This window comes from Microbacterium sp. AG1240 (assembly GCF_003635115.1).
GTDB lineage: Bacteria > Actinomycetota > Actinomycetes > Actinomycetales > Microbacteriaceae > Microbacterium.
This window is the reverse complement of the sequence record NZ_RBXJ01000002.1, coordinates 412,224-429,426: the sequence shown is the minus strand read 5'-3', so window position 1 is coordinate 429,426 and position 17,203 is coordinate 412,224. Positions and strand designations below refer to the sequence as shown.

The 17,203-nt window shown below is 70.1% G+C and carries 17 protein-coding genes; 10 read left to right on the top strand and 7 right to left on the bottom strand.

Annotation, left to right across the window (positions count from 1 at the left end):
- The first annotated feature begins 61 nt into the window (after positions 1–61).
- From DEU34_RS10635 to DEU34_RS10620, 4 genes are all read left to right on the top strand, one after another.
- Positions 62–1,255, top strand: coding sequence for an acyl-CoA dehydrogenase family protein (locus DEU34_RS10635; protein ID WP_121150137.1), 1,194 nt, complete (start codon positions 62–64; stop codon positions 1,253–1,255).
- 67 nt (positions 1,256–1,322) lie between these two features.
- The gene (locus DEU34_RS10630; RefSeq protein ID WP_121150136.1) at positions 1,323–2,606 is read left to right on the top strand and encodes a DUF445 domain-containing protein; all 1,284 of its coding nucleotides are present in this window, start codon (positions 1,323–1,325) and stop codon (positions 2,604–2,606) included.
- Between the two features lie 5 nt (positions 2,607–2,611).
- On the top strand, positions 2,612–2,977 hold the full coding sequence (locus DEU34_RS10625) for a gamma-glutamylcyclotransferase family protein (RefSeq protein WP_259460117.1): 366 nt from the start codon (positions 2,612–2,614) through the stop codon (positions 2,975–2,977).
- Positions 2,974–3,441 (top strand): histidine phosphatase family protein, encoded by a 468-nt coding sequence (locus tag DEU34_RS10620; RefSeq protein WP_121150605.1) that lies wholly within the window; start codon positions 2,974–2,976, stop codon positions 3,439–3,441. Before DEU34_RS10625 ends, DEU34_RS10620 begins: the two co-directional genes overlap by 4 nt.
- Positions 3,442–3,490: 49 nt before the next feature.
- Here the strand turns inward: DEU34_RS10620 and DEU34_RS10615 are convergent, their stop codons facing one another.
- Both DEU34_RS10615 and DEU34_RS10610 read right to left on the bottom strand, forming a co-directional pair.
- Positions 3,491–4,795 carry an MFS transporter gene (locus tag DEU34_RS10615; RefSeq protein ID WP_183042437.1) on the bottom strand — a complete coding sequence of 435 codons (1,305 nt, stop codon included), beginning with the start codon at positions 4,793–4,795 and terminating at the stop codon, positions 3,491–3,493.
- 37 nt (positions 4,796–4,832) lie between these two features.
- Positions 4,833–5,663 (bottom strand): SDR family NAD(P)-dependent oxidoreductase, encoded by an 831-nt coding sequence (locus DEU34_RS10610; RefSeq protein WP_183042436.1) that lies wholly within the window; start codon positions 5,661–5,663, stop codon positions 4,833–4,835.
- An 83-nt stretch (positions 5,664–5,746) separates the two neighbouring features.
- On the opposite strand from DEU34_RS10610, the gene DEU34_RS10605 reads away from it, so the two are divergent.
- The gene (locus tag DEU34_RS10605) at positions 5,747–6,445 is read left to right on the top strand and encodes a GntR family transcriptional regulator (protein WP_183042435.1); all 699 of its coding nucleotides are present in this window, start codon (positions 5,747–5,749) and stop codon (positions 6,443–6,445) included.
- Here the strand turns inward: DEU34_RS10605 and DEU34_RS10600 are convergent.
- Positions 6,442–7,176 (bottom strand): SDR family NAD(P)-dependent oxidoreductase, encoded by a 735-nt coding sequence (locus DEU34_RS10600; protein WP_183042434.1) that lies wholly within the window; start codon positions 7,174–7,176, stop codon positions 6,442–6,444. The two genes, DEU34_RS10605 and DEU34_RS10600, sit on opposite strands and share 4 nt — an antisense overlap.
- A 99-nt stretch (positions 7,177–7,275) precedes the next feature.
- On the opposite strand from DEU34_RS10600, the gene DEU34_RS10595 reads away from it, so the two are divergent.
- Positions 7,276–8,136: an N-acyl homoserine lactonase family protein gene (locus DEU34_RS10595; RefSeq protein WP_121150130.1), complete on the top strand. Its 861-nt coding sequence runs from the start codon at positions 7,276–7,278 to the stop codon at positions 8,134–8,136.
- Positions 8,137–8,146: 10 nt separating this feature from the next.
- On the opposite strand, the gene DEU34_RS10590 is transcribed toward DEU34_RS10595, so the two are convergent.
- The 4 genes from DEU34_RS10590 to DEU34_RS10575 form a co-directional block, all read right to left on the bottom strand.
- A complete protein-coding gene (locus DEU34_RS10590) occupies positions 8,147–9,298 on the bottom strand; it encodes a serine hydrolase (protein WP_121150129.1) in 1,152 nt (383 codons plus the stop codon).
- Between the two features lie 39 nt (positions 9,299–9,337).
- A complete protein-coding gene (locus DEU34_RS10585; RefSeq protein ID WP_121150128.1) occupies positions 9,338–10,231 on the bottom strand; it encodes an NAD(P)-dependent oxidoreductase in 894 nt (297 codons plus the stop codon).
- Positions 10,224–10,613: a 4-carboxymuconolactone decarboxylase gene (gene pcaC / locus DEU34_RS10580; RefSeq protein WP_121150127.1), complete on the bottom strand. Its 390-nt coding sequence runs from the start codon at positions 10,611–10,613 to the stop codon at positions 10,224–10,226. Before pcaC ends, DEU34_RS10585 begins: the two co-directional genes overlap by 8 nt.
- Positions 10,614–10,719: 106 nt before the next feature.
- Positions 10,720–11,727 (bottom strand): LacI family DNA-binding transcriptional regulator, encoded by a 1,008-nt coding sequence (locus tag DEU34_RS10575; RefSeq protein WP_121150126.1) that lies wholly within the window; start codon positions 11,725–11,727, stop codon positions 10,720–10,722.
- Between the two features lie 152 nt (positions 11,728–11,879).
- Here DEU34_RS10575 and DEU34_RS10570 point away from each other — a divergent pair, with 152 nt between their 5' ends.
- From DEU34_RS10570 to DEU34_RS10555, 4 genes are read left to right on the top strand one after another with little or no spacing between them, the layout of a single operon-like run.
- The gene (locus tag DEU34_RS10570; protein WP_121150125.1) at positions 11,880–13,115 is read left to right on the top strand and encodes an extracellular solute-binding protein; all 1,236 of its coding nucleotides are present in this window, start codon (positions 11,880–11,882) and stop codon (positions 13,113–13,115) included.
- Positions 13,116–13,122: 7 nt separating this feature from the next.
- On the top strand, positions 13,123–14,265 hold the full coding sequence (locus DEU34_RS10565) for a carbohydrate ABC transporter permease (RefSeq protein WP_121150124.1): 1,143 nt from the start codon (positions 13,123–13,125) through the stop codon (positions 14,263–14,265).
- Entirely contained in the window at positions 14,262–15,185 is a 924-nt protein-coding gene (locus DEU34_RS10560) for a carbohydrate ABC transporter permease (protein ID WP_121150123.1), read from the top strand. Before DEU34_RS10565 ends, DEU34_RS10560 begins: the two co-directional genes overlap by 4 nt.
- A complete protein-coding gene (locus DEU34_RS10555) occupies positions 15,182–17,116 on the top strand; it encodes a glycogen debranching N-terminal domain-containing protein (RefSeq protein WP_121150122.1) in 1,935 nt (644 codons plus the stop codon). Before DEU34_RS10560 ends, DEU34_RS10555 begins: the two co-directional genes overlap by 4 nt.
- The last annotated feature ends 87 nt before the right edge of the window (positions 17,117–17,203 follow it).

Below are 17,203 nucleotides of genomic sequence, written 5' to 3'. Positions count from 1 at the left end.
TGCCCTCCGCTCGTGAGATGTCCTCCTCCGATGACGGACGCACGGCGCCGGAGCTCGCCGGATGCTGCGCGATCGGGCGGACAATGGAAGGGTGACCGACACGTTCGACCCCGCCCGGATCCTCCCCGACGACCTGCTGGAGCGGATCCGCGAGCGCGCGGTGGTGCACGACCGGGAGAACACCTTCCCCGAGACCGATCTGCGGGAGCTCCGAGAGGCCGGCTACCTCTCGATGCTGGTGCCCGAGGATCGCGGCGGACTCGGGCTCGGGTTGGCCGAAGCATCCGTTCTGCAGCAGCGACTGGCGACAGCCGCACCCGCCACAGCCCTCGCGGTCAACATGCATCTGGTCTGGACCGGCGTCGCGAAGGTGCTGCGCGACCGGGGCATCGACGACCTCGCGTTCGTGCAGGAGGGAGCGGCGGCCGGCGAGGTCTTCGCCTTCGGCATCAGCGAGGCCGGCAACGACCTGGTGCTCTTCGGAAGCGGAACGGATGCTGCGCCGACGGCCGACGGCGGATACTCCTTCACGGGCACCAAGATCTTCACCTCGCTCTCCCCCGTCTGGACGCAGCTGGGCGTGCACGGCCTCGACACCACCTCGCCCGACGCGCCGAAGATGGTCTACGCCTTCGTTCCCCGCGGCGACGCGGTGGTCGCCCGCGACGACTGGGACACCCTGGGCATGCGGGGCACGCAGAGCCGCACCACCGAGCTGCGCGGGGCCGTCGCACCCGCCGACCGCGTGGTGCGTCGCGTCGACCCCGGCCCCCAGCCCGACCCGATCGTGTTCGGAATCTTCAGCGTGTTCGAGATTCTGCTGGGCTCGGTGTACACCGGCATCGCCCGCCGCGCGCTCGATCTCGCGGTCGAGGCCGCGTCGGGCCGGCGTTCGAAGAAGACCGGCAAGGCCTACAGCCAAGATCCCGACATCCGCTGGCGCGTCGGCGCGATGGCGCTCGAGTACGAGGCCCTCCCGCCCCAGCTGGCCGCGCTCGCCCGCGACGTCGACGAGCGCGTCGACCACGGCGGCAGGTGGTTCTCGCTGCTGTCGGGCGTGAAGCACCGCGCGGTGGTCTCGGCCAAGCACGTCGTCGACGAGGCCATCCTCGTCGCCGGCGGATCATCGTACTTCGCCTCGAACGAGCTGTCGCGCCTCTACCGCGACGTGCTGGCGGGCATGTTCCACCCCTCCGACCCCGAGTCGGCGCACGGCACCGCGGCGAGCGCGTGGCTCGGGCCGATCGAGGCGTAACGGAAGACACGTTCCCGCGCCACCACAAGCCCGGCCCCGCAGGTCGGTCGCGTGCGAGGATCAGGGCATGTCCCCCACCCCCGTGGCCCTGCTGACTCCAGCCGACCTCGAACGGCGGCGCGGCCTGCGTCAGATGAAGGGCGTCGCTCTCGGCGCGCTCGTCTTCATGGCGGTGCTGTTCGTCATCGCCTATCTGTTCCAGGAGCGCTATCCCTGGCTGCAGTGGGTGCGCGCGGCGGCCGAAGGGGGCATGGTGGGCGCGCTGGCCGACTGGTTCGCGGTGACGGCCCTGTTCCGCCGACCGCTCGGGCTCCCCATCCCCCACACCGCGATCATCCCGAGGCGCAAGGACGAGATCGGCCGCACCCTCGGCGAGTTCGTCGAGACGAACTTCCTCTCCGGTCCCGTCGTCCGCGCCCGCCTGGAGGGCACGCCGCTCGCCGCGCGCTTCGGCGGCTGGCTCCGTCAGCGCGCCAACGCCGAGCGCGTGGCGACGGAGGGCGCGTCGGTGGCCACGGCCGTGCTCGGGGCCCTCAGCGACGACGACGTGAGCGAGCTCATCGGCGACCTCGCCCGCGAGCACCTCATCGCCCCCGACTGGGGGCCCTCGCTCGGCGGCTGGCTTGAGAAGGTCACCGAGTCGGGGGCGCACCACGGCGCCGTCGACCTGGCCGCCGAGAACATCGTGAACTGGCTGAACGACAATCCCCAGGCCTTCGACGGCATCGTCTCGCGGCGGCTTCCGTCGTGGGTGCCGAGCATGGTGGTGCGGCTCATCGACGACACGCTCTACCGCGAGGCGGTCTCGTTCGTCTCGGCCGTCCGCGCCGACGACGACCACCCCGCCCGCCACGCCATCGACGCCTACCTCGCGCGTCTGGCCGACAACCTCCAGCACGACCCCGCCACCATCGGGCGCCTCGAAGACGCGAAGGTCTCGGTCTTCGACAGTCCACGCGTGCGGGGTCTGGCCTCCGAGGCCTGGGAGACGGCGAAGACCGGGCTGCTCTCGGCGCTCGCCGACCCGCAGAGCGGACTGCGCGTGCGCGCGGCCGACGCGCTGGTCGAGATCGGCGAACGGCTCGAGACGGATGCGGCGCTGCAGAGCCGCGTCGACGGGTGGGTCATCGACGCCGCGGTCTTCGTCGTGGAGCGCTACCGCCACGACATCGCCTCGATCATCACCGACACCGTGCAGCGGTGGGACCCGGCCGAAACGACCGAGAAGATCGAGCTCATGGTCGGACGCGACCTGCAGTACATCCGTCTGAACGGCACGATCGTCGGCGCACTCGCGGGCGCCGTCATCTTCACTCTCGCCCACGTCGTGCTGGGCGGGGCGGTAGCGTGATGTCCGTGGCCGAAGCATCCGCCGACCAGGCGCTTTTCACCTACGGGACCCTGCAGCTCCCCGAGGTGCAGCTCGACACGTTCGGTCGCCTCGTCGAGGGCGAGGACGACGTGCTGCCCGGTTACACGACGGTCGACGTCGACGTCGACGATCCGCGGGTCGTGAAGCTCTCGGGGTCGGCCGTGCACTCGGTGCTGCGCCGCACGGGCAGCGCCCGCGACAAGGTGGTCGGCACCGTGCTGTGGGTCACCGAGGAAGAGCTCGACGCCGCCGACGAGTACGAGGTCGCCGTGTACCGACGTGTGGAGGTCACCCTCGCCAGCGGTCGTATCGCATGGGTCTACGCCGCCGCGGCGGGGGTCGGCGCATGATCCAGCTCGCGGTGGTGCGTCACGCCAAGGCCGAGCACGGCGGGTTCGAGCTCGTCGACCACGAGCGGCGGCTGAGCCCGCAGGGTCTGCGCGACGCCGCCGACGTGGCGGCCCGCGTTCTGCGGTCGGGCGTGAGGTCGGAGGTCGTGCTCTCGAGCACGGCGGCCCGTGCAACCGCGACCGCGGCGGCCTTCGCCGAGGCCTTCGGCACGACGGTCGTCGAAGACGCCGACCTCTACGCTGCCTCCGCCGACCGCATCCTCGCGATCGCCCGCGCCCACGGCGCCGCCGAACTCACGGTCGTCTCGCACGACCCGGGCGTCAGCGCCCTGGTGAGCGAGCTGTCGGGTCAGGACGTCGGGATGACGACCGGCGCGGTAGCGCTGTTCACCTGGAACGACGGCGAGTGGGACGACGTCGGCATCGTGCCGCCCGACGAGTTCACGCTGCTGACGCCCGGCTGAGACGAGGCTCGAGCCGGGCGTCAGGAACGCTCGTCGACAGTGGTCGCGGTTACTCGACGCGGATGCGGCGACTGGCGAGCACGGCAACGATGCCGATGAGGGCGAGCACCGACACGAGCGACGTGAGCAGATAGGTCGCCCCGCCCGCGGCGCCGATGAGGCCCGTTGCCACGAGGGGCGCGAAGCCCGCGGCGATCGTCGCGGCGAGCTGGTACGACACTCCCACCCCCGTGAATCGATTGCGTACCGGGAACAGGTCGGCCATGTAGGCGGCGAGCGGTCCGGTGATCATGGCGTTTCCGATGGGCTGAAGGATGATGAACGCCAGGAGCACGGCGGCGAGATTGGGCTGAGCGAGCAGGCCGAAGGCGACCCAGACCAGCACCCCGCTCACGACGAACCCGATGACCATGAGACGCACCCGCCCGAAACGGTCGGAGAGCGCCGCGAAGAACAGCGTCGCGAAGATCGTCAGAGCGTTGCTGATGGTCAGCATCCACAGCGCGGGTGCCTGCTCGTTGCCGTTCCCGATCGCGTACTGCAATCCGAAGGTCGCGGTCAGCGACTGCAGGAAGAAGGGCGACAGCGCGGTGAGAACGACCAGCAGAACGCTGATGCCGTTCTGCGAGAACGTCGAGAACAGCGGAACCCGGGGCGTCCCCTCGGTGGCCTCCGTTGCAGCGAATTCCGGCGATTCTTTGACGCCGAGTCTCACCAGGATCGCCACGATGACCAGCACGGCCGACGCGAGGAAGGGGATGCGCCACCCCCATGACAGCAGCATCTCCTGGGGCATGAGCGAGACGAGCGAGAACGTCAGCGTCGCGAGGACCGCGCCGCTCGGACCGCCGCTCTGCACCACGGCGCCGGCGAAGCCGCGCCGTGCTGTCTGCGCGTGCTCGATCGACATGAGGCTGGCACCCGCCCACTCGCCGCCCACGGCGAAACCCTGCACGACGCGGAGGGTCACCAGCAGCACGGCTGCGAAGCCCCCGATGGCGGCCGAGCCGGGGATGAGGCCGATACCGATGGAGGCCGCCCCCATGATGATCATCGTCACCACGAGCATCTGGCGGCGTCCGAGCCGGTCTCCGAAGTGCCCGAAGACGACGGCCCCCACGGGGCGGGCGACGTAGCCGGCCGCCAACGTCACGTACGACAGGACGATGCCGAGCGCGGGATCGATGCCGGAGAAGAACACCGCGGGGAAGACGATCGCCGACGCCGTCGAGTAGATCACGAAGTCGTAGAACTCCAGCGTGGCGCCGAGGTAGCTGCCGAGAGAGGCCCGTCGGGCGTCTCGGGGGTTCTTGCGGACGTCTGGGTGGACGGCTGCGGATGCGGGAGTGGACACGTCGGCTCTCCTTCGAGCGGGTTCGGCTGGAACGGGGTCAGTGGGTGGAGGCTGCGGGATCCGCGGCGACGGGAGAGAACGCACGCAGGATGGCGTCGAATCGCTCCCTCGGGCGGAAGGCGAGCGCGGGATGGGTCGCGATGAACAGCAGACCGGCGTCAACGCCGGCGAGAATCCGCCGCGCCGCCTCGTCGGGATCGATCATGTGGTCGACGATGGGGCCGCTCAGCTCGCCGTCGACGAGCCCGTGCACGCCATCGGCGCTGCGGTGGCGTGCACTGGTGTTGATGTTCGTGCGCACGGGGCCGGCGAGCACGACCGAGACGGAGATCGGCTCGTCGGCCTGCGCGAGCTCGGCCGAGAGCGTCTCGCTGAGCGCCAGCACCGCGGACTTGGCTGCCGCGTACGCGCCCAGACCGGGAAGAGGAGACACCGCCGACATCGACGCGGTGTTGACGATGCGCCCGCCGGCAACGTTTCGTCGAAGGAGAGGGAGGAAAGCGGAGATGCCGTGGATCACGCCGTGGAGGTTGACCCCCAGCATCCATCGCCAGTCGTCGTCGGTCATGCGGTCGATCGGCCCTCCGGAGCCGACCCCGGCGTTGTTGTACAGGTCGTCGACGCGCCCGAAGCGATCGAGGGTGAACCGTGCGAGCGCCTCGACCTGAGATGCGTCGGACACGTCGCACACGAACGCCTCGCCCCCGATCTCGGCCGCCACCGCATGTGCCGCGCTCGAATCGACGTCGGCGACCACCACGCGGCAGCCGCGGGCGCTCGACGCCCGCGCGAGGGCGGCGCCGATCCCGGAGCCGGCACCGGTGACGACGACGACCGGTGCGTCTGCGCCGCGTTCTTGCTGGGCCACGATGCCTCCAAGCTGTCTGACAAGCTGATAGTAGGCGAGCTATCTTTCCGACGCAAGCCTCGACCCGGCCTATGCTGGCTCGCATGGAACTCGCGTCCGGTTCGTCCATGGCGGTGACGCGGCACCCGACGATCCGCGACCAGATCGCGACCACTCTTCGTCGAGCCATCGCCGACCTCGAGCTCAAACCCGGACAGCTCCTCATCGAACGCGAGCTGACAGAGCGTACCGGCGCGAGCCGCCCCTCGGTTCGCGAGGCACTGCGTCAACTCGAGGCCGAGGGCCTCGTCGAATCGCGCAACGGGCGAGGCACCTACGTGCGGGCACTGACGCTCGACGAGGCGCGCGACGTCTATGAGGTGCGCGCCCAGCTCGAGGGTCTCGCTGCCCGCCTGTTCACCGAACGCGCCGACGCAGCCACGCGCGACCGCCTCTCCACCGCGATGGACGCCCTCCGCGCCGCGACCGAGCAGGGCGACAACAGCCGGGCCGTGCTCGATGCGCAGGCGGAGTTCTACGCCGCGCTCTTCCACGGCTCCGGGAACGACGTCCTCGACCGAACGGTCCAGGGCCTCCAGGTGCGGATCGCCCAGCTGCGGGCGCTGACCCTCGCCGTCGAGGGCAGGGATCAGGCCTCACTGGAGGAGTTCGCGCGCATCGCCCGGGCCATCGAGTCGGGCGACGCCGCTGCGGCCGAGCGCGAGGCCGCCCTGCATATCCAGAACGCCGCGCGGGTGATGGCCACCGCGCACGACCTCCTCTCGCGGAGCAGCGACAGCTAGAGGCCGCCGTCGACGTTCAGGAGATGCCCGTTGACGTAGGCGGCATCCGGCGAGAGGAGATACGCGACGCCCGCCGCGATGTCCTCCGGCGTCCCGAGTCGGCGCAGGCCGTTCATGGTCCGGCGGATCTCGTACCCCTCCTCGTCCACGACCGCGCGGGCACCGGGTGTGGGCACCGCGCCGGGAATGATCCCGTTCACCCGGATGCCCTCCGGCCCGAGCTCACGAGACGCCTGCCATGTGAAGCTCGATACCGCCCCCTTCACCGCGGAGTATGCGCTGCTGCCGTCGAACCCGCGCGTGGCCGCCGGCGATGAGACGTTGACGATCGCACCGCTCCCCCGGCGCACCATTGCGGGACGGGCCGCCTGAGTGGTCCAGAACGCGGCCTTGAGTCCGATGGCGAACATGCCGTCGAGGAGCTCCTCGGTCATCTCGACGATCGGGGCATAGCGCACCCACATCGCATTGTTGACGACCGCGTCGACGCGGCCCTGATCCCGGTCGATGTCGGCGAAGAGCTCGAACACCGCCGCCCTGTCGGTCACGTCGACGGCGACACCCCGCAGCCGTTCGGGCGAGACGTCGGCGCTGAGCCTCTCCACGGATGCCGCATCACGGTCGACGGCGACGACGAACCAGCCGTCGTCGACGAGCCGGCGAGCGATGGCCTCACCGATCCCTCGGCCCGCTCCCGTGACGACCACGACCCGCATCTCGTCGTTGTCCATTCGTCCTCCTCGACCGTCCATCGGCTCCACTGTAGATCCTCGCGGATTGACCTGTCTGATAGGTGGATAGCTCGCACCGTTCTCGCGTACGCTGGGACGATGACGGCCTCGACGGGGATGCACGATCGGTCTCCCGCGGCACGGATGCTGCGCGAGTGCGCCGGGTCGACCGAGCGCTACGAGGTGCTCGCGGTGCACCAGGGATCGCTCGACACCCTCCGCTCCCACGTCTATCTCAACCACGACCTCTACGGCGAGGCGGACGGCGAGATGACCATCGACTACTTCTTCTGGGTGCTCCGTAGTGCCGAGCGCACCGTGCTCGTCGACACCGGCATGTCCGAGAGAGGCGCCCGCTCGCGTGGCCGCCGGTTCGAGCGCACCACCTCCGACGCGCTCGCCGATCTCGGCATCCGACCGGAAGACGTGGAGCGCGTGATCCTCACCCACGCGCACTACGACCACGCCGGCGGACTCCGCGAGCTCCCCGGCGTGCGCATCACCGCGTCCGTCGCCGAGCTCGCATTCTGGCGCGATGCGCGCTCGCAGCGGCGCCTCCTCCGCTCGGTCGTCGACGACGACGACCTCGCCGTGATCGATGCCGCCGAGGCTGCCGGCCTCGTCGATGCGATCGACGAAGCATCCGTCATCGCACCCGGAATCGCGGCGATCCTGGCCCCGGGTCACACGCCCGGGGAATTGGCCGTCCTCGTCCGCACCCGCGAGGGGGTCGTCGTGCTCGCCGGCGACGCCACGCACTTCGACGAAGAGCTCGCCCGCGACATGCCCTTCCGGCATCAGACCGATCTCCTCGCCATGTACGACAGCCTCGCGGTGCTGCGGGAGCTGAGCGACGACCCCGCCGTCTCGGAGGTCGTCGCCGGACACGACGGCGCGGTGCGCGCTCGTCACCGCTCGCTGCCCGCACTCGACCACGTGACCGTCATCGCGGAACGCTGACCCTTCGCGCTCAGATCGCGGCGGCGACGACCATGTCGGAGATGCGCTGGTACCGCGCGATGTTGTCCGCCTGCGTCAGCAGTCCCGCGCTCAAACCGACGAACGACAGATCCGTCGCCGGATCGACCCAGACCAGCCCGGTGCCCGCACCGTAGTTGCCGAAGGTCTCGGGGCTCGTGAGCGTCCCCAGCTGCGTGACGAACATGCCGTCACCGCGCACATTGAACCCGAGACCCAGATTCGCCGGTGGCACCGCGTCGCCGTTGCGGAGCGCGACCGTGCGGTAGAGCTCGTTCGGCAGATCCGCCGTCCAGACGCGTCGCGCCGCGGCGACCGTCTGCGGCGAGAGGATCCGCACCCCCTCCAGTGCGCCGCCGCGCCGCAGCATCTCCATGAAGCGCTGCAGATCGCCGGTCGTCGACGCCGAGCCCGCCCACACCGCTTCGTTCCGCTCGGCGGTATAGAGGCCGTAGTCACCGGGGCTCGTGCGCGACTTCGACGTGATAGGTAGCACACCCCGCATCTGCGGCACGACGTGGCGGTCGCGCATGTGGGGCAGGATGCCCAGGTTGGTGTCGGTCATACCGAGCGGGTCCCACAGATCCTCGCGCAGGATCTGCCCGATCGAGCGACCGCGGGGATCGGTCCGCCGCAGGGCCTCCGCCAGCAGCACGTGGTTGGCCATCGGCGCGTAATCGCAGCGCGATCCCGGCTCCACCGAGCCGTGGACATGCCCGATCACCGCCTCGACGGCTTCGTGCAGCTCTTCGAGGAGCAGGCCGGGCACCGGCTCCCACACGCCGGGCATGCCGGTCGTGTGCGTGAGGAAGTGGAAGATGCTGGCGCGTTCTCGGGGCTGCCCGGTGAACTCGGGGACGATCTCCGACATGCGCGTCGTCAGGGCGAACCTCCCGAGCTCGACCGCGCGCAGCACCAGCACGTTCACGAACGCCTTCGTGATCGAGAAGACGCTGAAGACCGAATCCGTCGTGATGGGGTGGGTGCGCTCGGGGTCGGCATGCCCGACGGCGATGTCGAGAACCGTGCGCCCGTGTCGCGACACCTTCAGCGCGGCGCCGAAGTACCGGCCGCCGTCGATGTCGGCGCGGATGACCCTCTCAAGCTCGTCCAGACGCGCGGCGTCCATCGTGGGGTTCGCCATGGGTGTTCCTCTCAGACGTGGGATGCGTGCAGGCTCGCGTCAGACCGCGCGCGAGTCGGATGCAGCGGATGCCCGGAGCCAGCGGACGATCTCGGTGTGGTCGGCACCCGAGGGCAGGTTCGCCGATGCCTCCGCCCAGCGTCCGACGGCGGCGTCCCCGAGTTCGACGGGGATGTCGAGGCTGTGCGCCAGGTCGGTGGCGATCTTCATGTCTTTCAGCATCAGCGCCAGGCTGAATCCGGAATCGAACCCGCCCGGGAGCACGAAGTCCGGCCACTTCTTCTCCGTCGAACCGCTGCGGCCGCTCGACGTGTTGATCGCCGCGAGCATCGTCGCCGCATCCAGTCCGAATCGCTCACCGACCAGCATCGCCTCGGACGTCGCCCAGAGGTGCGTCGCCGAGAGCAGGTTGTTGAGCGCCTTCAGCGCGTGGCCCGCTCCGACCGGACCCACGTGCCGGACGCGCCCGAGGTGCGAGACCACCAGCGATGCTCGTTCCGCGTCGGTTTCGGACCCGCCGAGCATGATCGTCAGCGTCCCCGCGACAGCACCGGTGACGCCTCCCGAGACGGGCGCGTCGACCAGGCCGACCCCGTGCTCTGCGAGTCGCTCGGCGACGGCCTGGGTGCGTAGCGGCGCGGACGACGACATGTCGATCACCAGGGAGCCCGGAGCGAGCTGTTCGACGAGACCGCCCTCGAACAGCACGGCCTCCACGACATTCGAGTCGGGGAGCATCAGCACGACGGTGTCGGCCGCGGTGTCGGCGGCCGAGGTCACCGGCACTCCTCCGACCGCCGAGAGCGCCGTGCGCGCGCTCTCCACGGGGTCGTACCCCCGAACCTCCCAGTCCGCCCGCGCGAGCCGGGCGGCCATGGGGGCACCCATCTTGCCCAGGCCGACGAAGCCGACCCGCCGGTCGGCGTCAGTCATCGGCCGCGCGGAGCTCGGAGAGCGTCGACTCGGCGATGCGGAAAGACTCCAGCGCCGCCGGCACCCCGCAGTAGATCGCCGTCTGCATCAGCACCTCTTTGATCTCCTGCTCGGTGACACCGTTCGTGATCGCTCCGCGCACGTGGACGCCCAGCTCGTGTCCGCGGTTGAGGGCGGTCAGCATCGCCAGGTTGAGCATGCTGCGCGTGCGGTCATCGAGGCCGTCCCGCGTCCAGACCGCCCCCCAGCAGTACTCCGTGACGAGTTCTTGGACGTCTCGCGTGAAGTCGCTCGCAGCCTCGAGAGAGCGCTCCACGTGCTGAGCGCCCAGCACCTTCTTGCGCTTGGCGAGGCCCAGTTCGTAGAGGTCTTCCGCTGCCATGGGGACTCCATCATCCGTCGTGAGTTGAGCTGTCTGACAAACAGACAATATCTCAGCAGTCACCGCCGGACAAGCACCGGGCCGACGACGGCGCCCTCAGCCGCGGTCAGCGCGTGACCAGGAGCGGCTCGACGAGCACGTGGGCCGAGCCGGATGCTGCGGGCCGGGGCGCGACAACGCTGCCGGTCTCGCCCATCAGCAGGTCCAGCGCGCCGGCCGCGACCTTCTCCGGCAGCTGCTCCACGCTCGACAGGCCCAGCGCTTCGGCGGTGGGGGTGTTGTCGAAGCCGACGACGAGCAGATCGGGGCGCCCGGCCGCGGCCGCGGCGAGATGCGCGCCGATCGCGAGAGAGTCGCTCGCGCAGACGATCGCGTCGACGCGGTCGTCGGCGAGCGCGGCCCCGACGACCGCGCGGGCGACGTCGACGCGATCCTCGCTGATCCAGCGCGGACCGTGCGCGCCCGAGTGCGCCGAGGCCTCTCGCCACCCCCGCTCGCGATCGTCGCCGGTTCCCGAACCCGTCGGCCATCCGAGGAAGGCGACCCGCGGGCCGGCGATCGACACGGCGTAGGCGGTCGCGTCCCTCGTGCCGGCCGCGCCGTCGACATCGACCCAGAGGTGCGCGGGTCGTGCGACGTCGTCCGCACTCCAGGGGCGGCCGAACGAGACGAACGGGAGTCCGCGCTCGACGAGCCAGTCGGTGCGCGGATCGCCGTGGAACGTGCCGGTGATCACGACCGCGTCGACCTCGCCGCCCTCGTGCAGGTCGCGAAGACGGATGATCTCCTCCTCCGGCGAGCGCGCGGTATAGAGGAGCACGCGCATCGCGCGCTCGTCGGCGCGGTCGGTGAGCGCGTGGACGAACCGGTCGAGCACGACCCCCGAGATCCCGCCGGCGTAGGAATCGAGGTGGATGCCGATCGTCGAGCTGCGTCGAGTGCGCAGGCGGCGCGCGGCCATGTGCGGCCGATAGCCGAGGCCGGCGATCGCCGCCTCGACCCTGTGACGCGTCTCGTCGCGCACGATCTCCGGACTGTTCAGCACGTTCGAGACCGTCTGACGAGACACCCCGGCCACGCGGGCCACGTCTTCGACGGTGGGCGCCTTCGTCATGAGAAACCTCCGGTGGGATCGTTCAAATCGTCATCTTACGGTGACCACTCGGCGCCTTGACATCTGCCCGGGCGCATCCGTACCTTAGACGAACCGGAGTGGTTTGATCGTTCAAACTACCCTCACATGCCTCGTCGAAGGAGAAGAGACACATGGCACGGCACACCCGCGCACTCATCGGGACAGGAGCTCTGCTCACCGCGAGCGCCCTGGCCCTCACCGCCTGCGGATCAGGATTCTCCGACCCCGCAGAATCCGGATCGGCCGCCGGCGGCGGATCCCTCAGCATCCTCATCGGCTCCTCGGGCGACGCCGAGACGGCGGCCGTCCAGTCCGCCGTCGACGCCTGGTCGGCGGAGTCGGGCATCGACGCGTCGGTGCAGACCGCGAACGATCTCCCCCAGCAGCTCTCGCAGGGCTTCGCCGCCGGATCGCCGCCCGACCTGTTCTACCTCGCGCCCGAGGCCCTCGCCGGCTACGCCGCGAACGGCTCGATCGCGGCGTACGGCGACGACCTCGCGAACAAGGACGACTTCTACCCGTCGCTCGTGGAGAACTTCACCCTCGACGGCCAGTTCTTCTGCGCACCGAAGGACTTCTCGACCCTCGCGCTCATCATCAACTCCGACATGTGGGCGGCTGCGGGTCTCACCGCCGCCGACGTCCCGACGAATTGGGACGAGCTGGCCTCCGTCGCGCAGCGGCTCACCGCCGACGGCCACGTCGGTCTCGCCTTCGGCGCCGAGTACCAGCGGGTCGGAGCGTTCATGGCCCAGGCCGGCGGCGGAATGGTCGTCGACGGGCAGGCCGTCGCGAACAGCTCGGAGAACGTCGAAGCGCTCACCTACGTCAAAGACCAGCTCAACGCCGGTTCGTTCGCCTTCGCCACCGACCTCGGCGCGGGCTGGGGCGGAGAGGCGTTCGGCACGGGGGCGGCCGCGATGACGATCGAAGGCAACTGGATCACGGGCGCCCTCACGAACGACTACCCCGACGTGAACTACACCGTCGCCGAGCTCCCCGAAGGACCGGGCGGCAAGGGCACCCTGCAGTTCACCAACTGCTGGGGCATCGCCGCCGACAGCCCCAACCAGGACTCCGCCCGCGACCTCGTGGAGTACTTGACCGGCACCGACCAGCAGCTCGCGTTCTCGGAGGCCTTCGGGCCGATGCCCTCGATCCAGTCGGCGGCCGACGCGTGGACGCAGGCGAACCCCGAGCTGGAGGCGTTCCTCGCCGGCGCGGAGTACGCCCAGTTCCCGCCGAACATGGCGGGTGCCGCCGATGTCGTGAAGGACTTCAACGCCCAGCTGGAATCGCTCAAGACCGGCGACCCGCAGGCGATGCTCGACACGGCGCAGTCCAACCTCGAAGCGATCGTCGAATAGGTCGGACATGACCGCTCTGGCCACCGCGCCCGACGCCGCCCGTCAGGGCGGGCCTCGTCGCGCCGGATCCTCCGGAAAGGGGATCCGGCGCGGCGAGGCCGCCGCCGGGTGGCTCTTCACGCTCCCGGTCCTCGTGATCCTCGGCGTGTTCCTGCTCGTCCCGGTGCTCATGGCGCTGTGGGTGAGCTTCTCCGACTGGAACGGCCGGGGAAGCCCCCTCTCCCCCTCCGTCGGTTTCGTCGGCCTCGACAACTACGCCGAGATCACCACGGGCGGCGGGCTCGCCGAGCGCGACTTCGGCACGGCGCTGCGCAACAACGCCTGGTACGTGCTGCTCGTCGTGCCCCTGCAGACCGCCCTGTCGCTGTTCCTCGCGCTGCTCGTCAACCGCGCGGTGCTGCGCGGGCGGGGCTTCTTCCGCACCGCGTTCTACTTCCCGTCGGTGACGAGCTCGGTCGCGATCACGGTGCTGTGGCTCTTCCTCTTCTCGGCCTCCGGCGCGGTGAACGAGGTGCTCTCGTGGGTGGGCGTCAACGGCCCGAACTGGTTCAACGAGCCCAGCGGTGTGCTCCACAACATCCTCGGCGCGTTCGGAATCAGCTCCGGCCCCGCCGCTCTCACCGGGAACAGCTTCCTCGGACTGTCGTGGTGGGACTGGCTCGCCGGACCGTCCGTGGCGATGTCGGCCTTCATGCTGATGGCCGTCTTCACTACTTCGGGCACGTTCATGCTGCTCTTCCTCGCGGGCCTGCAGAACATCGGCGGCGACGTCGAAGAGGCCGCGATGATGGACGGCGCCAACGCCTGGCAGCGGTTCTGGCGGGTGACCCTGCCGCAGTTGAAGCCTGCGCTGTTCACCGTGCTGACCCTCGGTCTCATCGGATGCTGGCAGGTGTTCGATCAGATCTACACCGGAACCCAGGGCGGGCCCGGCAAGACCACCGTCACGCCCGCCTACCTCAGCTACGAGTCGGCGTTCCTCTCGCAGGAGTGGGGGCGCGGGGCGGCGATCGCGTTCGTGCTGTTCGTGATCATCGTGTTCTTCACGATCCTGCAGCGTTGGGTGCTCCGCGACCGTCCCGTGTCGCGCCGCCGTGCGCGCCAGTACGAGGTGCCCGGGGCTCCGCGCCGGAAGGAGGGTGCACGATGAGCGGCACCACCCCCGCCCCGTCGACCGTGCTGGTCGAGCAGCGCGAGCAGGCGAAAGCCGCGCGCCCGTCGAAGCGCCGCGTGCGCCTTCCCCGCAAGGTGCTCGCGTGGCAACTCGTGCTCTACGCGGTGCTGATCCTCCTGGCGCTCGTCTACATCACTCCGTTCCTCGTACAGGTGGCGACGGGCTTCAAGACGAACGCGGATGCGACGGCCGACCCGCTCTCCCTCATTCCGAACCCGTTCACCGTCGCCGCGTACGAGCGTCTCTTCGGCCAGTCGGACTTCCCGGTGTGGTTCATGAACTCGGCGATCGTGACGATCTTCGTCACGGCCGGTCGGGTGTTCTTCGCCTCCCTCGCGGGATACGCGCTGGCGCGGCTGACGTTCCGCGGTCGAGGCCTCATCTTCGCCGCCCTCATCGCGGTCATGGCCGTGCCGGCCGTGGTGCTGCTCATCCCGAAGTTCCTCGTCATCAACCAGCTCGGCATCTACGACTCGTACGCGGGCATGATCCTGCCGCTGCTCGTGGACGCGGCGGGCGTGTTCATCATGAAGAACTTCTTCGAGTCGATCCCCCCGTCGGTCGAGGAGCAGGCCCGCATCGACGGCGCCGGCACCTTCCGGGTCTTCTGGTCGGTGGTGCTGCCGATGGCACGGCCCGCGCTCATCACCATCGTGATCCTGTCGTTCCAGGGGTCGTGGAACGAGCTGAGCCACTTCATCGTCTCGACCCAATCGCCCGAGCTGACGACCCTGACGAAAGGCGTGGCGGCCCTCGCCAGCGGTCAGCTCAGCCAGGGCAACGAATACCCCATCAAGCTCGCGGCGGCCGCGATCATGACCATCCCCGTCGCGGTGATGTTCTTCATCTTCCAGCGCCGCATCATGAATTCCAGCGAAGGAGCCGTCAAGGAATGACGCACCCCATCACCGACATCGACAACCGCGCCGAGGCTCCGCCGCGGCCGTTGCAGCCGCTGCTCAGCGACGCCATCATCGCGCTGCGCGCCCCTACCCAGGTCTGGTCGGGGCGCAGCGGCGACATCGGCGACGCGGCCATCGACGGCGTCTACCACGGCGACGTGCGGCACCTCCGTTCCCTCGCGCTGACGTGCGACGGGTCGACCATCGAGTGGATCTCGGTCGCGCCCGACGGCCCCTCGCGCGTCGTCTTCGGCGGACTGCTGCGGGGCTTGGACGATCCGACCCCCGACCCCAAGGTGCGCATCCTTCGCGAGCGCCGCGTGGGAGCCGGCCGGATCACCGAGACGTGGACCCTCCGCTCGCAGATCGCCGAGGCACGGGCGACCGACCTCGTGCTGCGACTCACCCCCGACTTCGCTCTGCTGCACGAGGTGAAGTCGGGCGTCGACCGCCCGCGCGAGACGCGCGTGGAGACGGCGGATGCGACGGCCACCGTCACCGGCGGATCCCCCTCGTTCACGCTCTCCGCCCCCGGCGCCCGCGTCAGCCAGGACGACGGCGAGGTCGTCGCGACATGGCACCTCGACCTCGATCCGCGCGGGAGCGCGAGCGTGGAGTGGTCGATCGAGCTCGCCGATGCTGCTCTCGTCGTGCAGACAGCCGCATCGGCCGCCCCGTGGGACGCTGCGTCCGTCGCCGCATCCGCCCCCGACCCCCGCCTCGGCCGATGGCTCGAGACCGCTCTCGGGGATCTGGACGCCCTGCGTCTGGCCCTGCCGGGTGCCCCCGGCGACGAGTTCTACGCGGCCGGTGCGCCGTGGTTCTTCACGCTCTTCGGCCGCGACTCGATCTGGGCCGCACGCCTCGCCCTCCCCCTCGACGTGCGAGTGGCCGCCTCCACTCTGCGTGTGCTCGCCCGCCTGCAGGGAGAGAAGGACGACCCGGCGACCGCTCAGGAGCCGGGCAAGATCCTGCACGAGCTGCGCGGATCGGCCCTCGAGATCCCCGGCGAGGGGATCGTGCTCCCCCCGCTGTACTACGGCAGCGTCGACTCGACGCCGCTGTGGATCTGCCTCCTCGCCGATGCCTGGCGCGCGGGCATGCCTGAGGACGAAGTGCGCGACCTGCTCCCCGCCCTCCGCGGGGCTCTGACGTGGTTGCGCGAGTCGGGCGACAGCGACGGCGACGGCTTCCTCGACTACATCGACCGCCTCGGCACCGGCCTGGCGAACCAGGGCTGGAAGGATTCGGGCGACTCGATCCAGTGGCGCGACGGGCGGCTTGCGGAGGGCCCCATCGCGCTCTGCGAGGTGCAGGGCTACGCCTACGAGGCCGCCCTGGCCGGCGCCGACCTGCTCGACGCGTTCGGCGACGACACCGACGACACCACGGGGCTGCGCACCTGGGCGGCCGACCTGAAGACCCGGTTCGCCGAGGCCTACTGGGTCGAGACGCCCGAGGGCCGCTACCCCGCGATCGCGCTGGATCACGCGAAGAACCCCGTAGACACACTCACGAGCAACATCGGCCACCTGCTCGGCACGGGCATCCTCGACGCCGATGACGAGCGCCGCGTCGCCGACCTGCTCCTCGCGCCGTCCGTCTCGAGCGGCTTCGGCATCCGCACCATGTCGACCGGGGCTGCGGGCTACTGGCCGCTGTCGTACCACGGAGGGAGCGTCTGGGTGCACGACACCGCGATCACCGTGCACGGGATGCTGCGCGCCGGCCTCGGCGATCAGGCCCGCGCCGTCGTCGACGGACTTCTCAACGCCGCCGAGGGCTTCGCCTACCGCGTGCCCGAGCTGCACTCCGGCGACCCGTCGACCGAGTCGTCGGTGCCGACGCCCTACCCCGCCGCCTGCCGCCCGCAGGCGTGGTCGGCGGCGGCTGCCATCACCTGCCTCCAGGCGCTGTCCCGCTGACCCCGCGCACCTCTCCGAATCGGGCGAATCGGTCGAGGTCGGTGCTCTTGAGCAATCAACGGCACCGACCTCGACCGGTGTCCCCGC

Coding starts and splice junctions, on each gene's coding strand:
- DEU34_RS10570 (WP_121150125.1), top strand. CDS start 11,880: ATGGCACGGCACACCCGCGCACTCATCGGGACAGGAGCTCTGCTCACC.
- DEU34_RS10620 (WP_121150605.1), top strand. CDS start 2,974: ATGATCCAGCTCGCGGTGGTGCGTCACGCCAAGGCCGAGCACGGCGGG.
- DEU34_RS10630 (WP_121150136.1), top strand. CDS start 1,323: ATGTCCCCCACCCCCGTGGCCCTGCTGACTCCAGCCGACCTCGAACGG.
- DEU34_RS10590 (WP_121150129.1), bottom strand. CDS start 9,298: ATGGCGAACCCCACGATGGACGCCGCGCGTCTGGACGAGCTTGAGAGG.
- DEU34_RS10565 (WP_121150124.1), top strand. CDS start 13,123: ATGACCGCTCTGGCCACCGCGCCCGACGCCGCCCGTCAGGGCGGGCCT.
- DEU34_RS10560 (WP_121150123.1), top strand. CDS start 14,262: ATGAGCGGCACCACCCCCGCCCCGTCGACCGTGCTGGTCGAGCAGCGC.
- DEU34_RS10575 (WP_121150126.1), bottom strand. CDS start 11,727: ATGACGAAGGCGCCCACCGTCGAAGACGTGGCCCGCGTGGCCGGGGTG.
- DEU34_RS10600 (WP_183042434.1), bottom strand. CDS start 7,176: ATGGACAACGACGAGATGCGGGTCGTGGTCGTCACGGGAGCGGGCCGA.
- DEU34_RS10585 (WP_121150128.1), bottom strand. CDS start 10,231: ATGACTGACGCCGACCGGCGGGTCGGCTTCGTCGGCCTGGGCAAGATG.
- DEU34_RS10555 (WP_121150122.1), top strand. CDS start 15,182: ATGACGCACCCCATCACCGACATCGACAACCGCGCCGAGGCTCCGCCG.
- DEU34_RS10605 (WP_183042435.1), top strand. CDS start 5,747: ATGGAACTCGCGTCCGGTTCGTCCATGGCGGTGACGCGGCACCCGACG.
- DEU34_RS10635 (WP_121150137.1), top strand. CDS start 62: ATGCTGCGCGATCGGGCGGACAATGGAAGGGTGACCGACACGTTCGAC.
- DEU34_RS10595 (WP_121150130.1), top strand. CDS start 7,276: ATGACGGCCTCGACGGGGATGCACGATCGGTCTCCCGCGGCACGGATG.
- pcaC (WP_121150127.1), bottom strand. CDS start 10,613: ATGGCAGCGGAAGACCTCTACGAACTGGGCCTCGCCAAGCGCAAGAAG.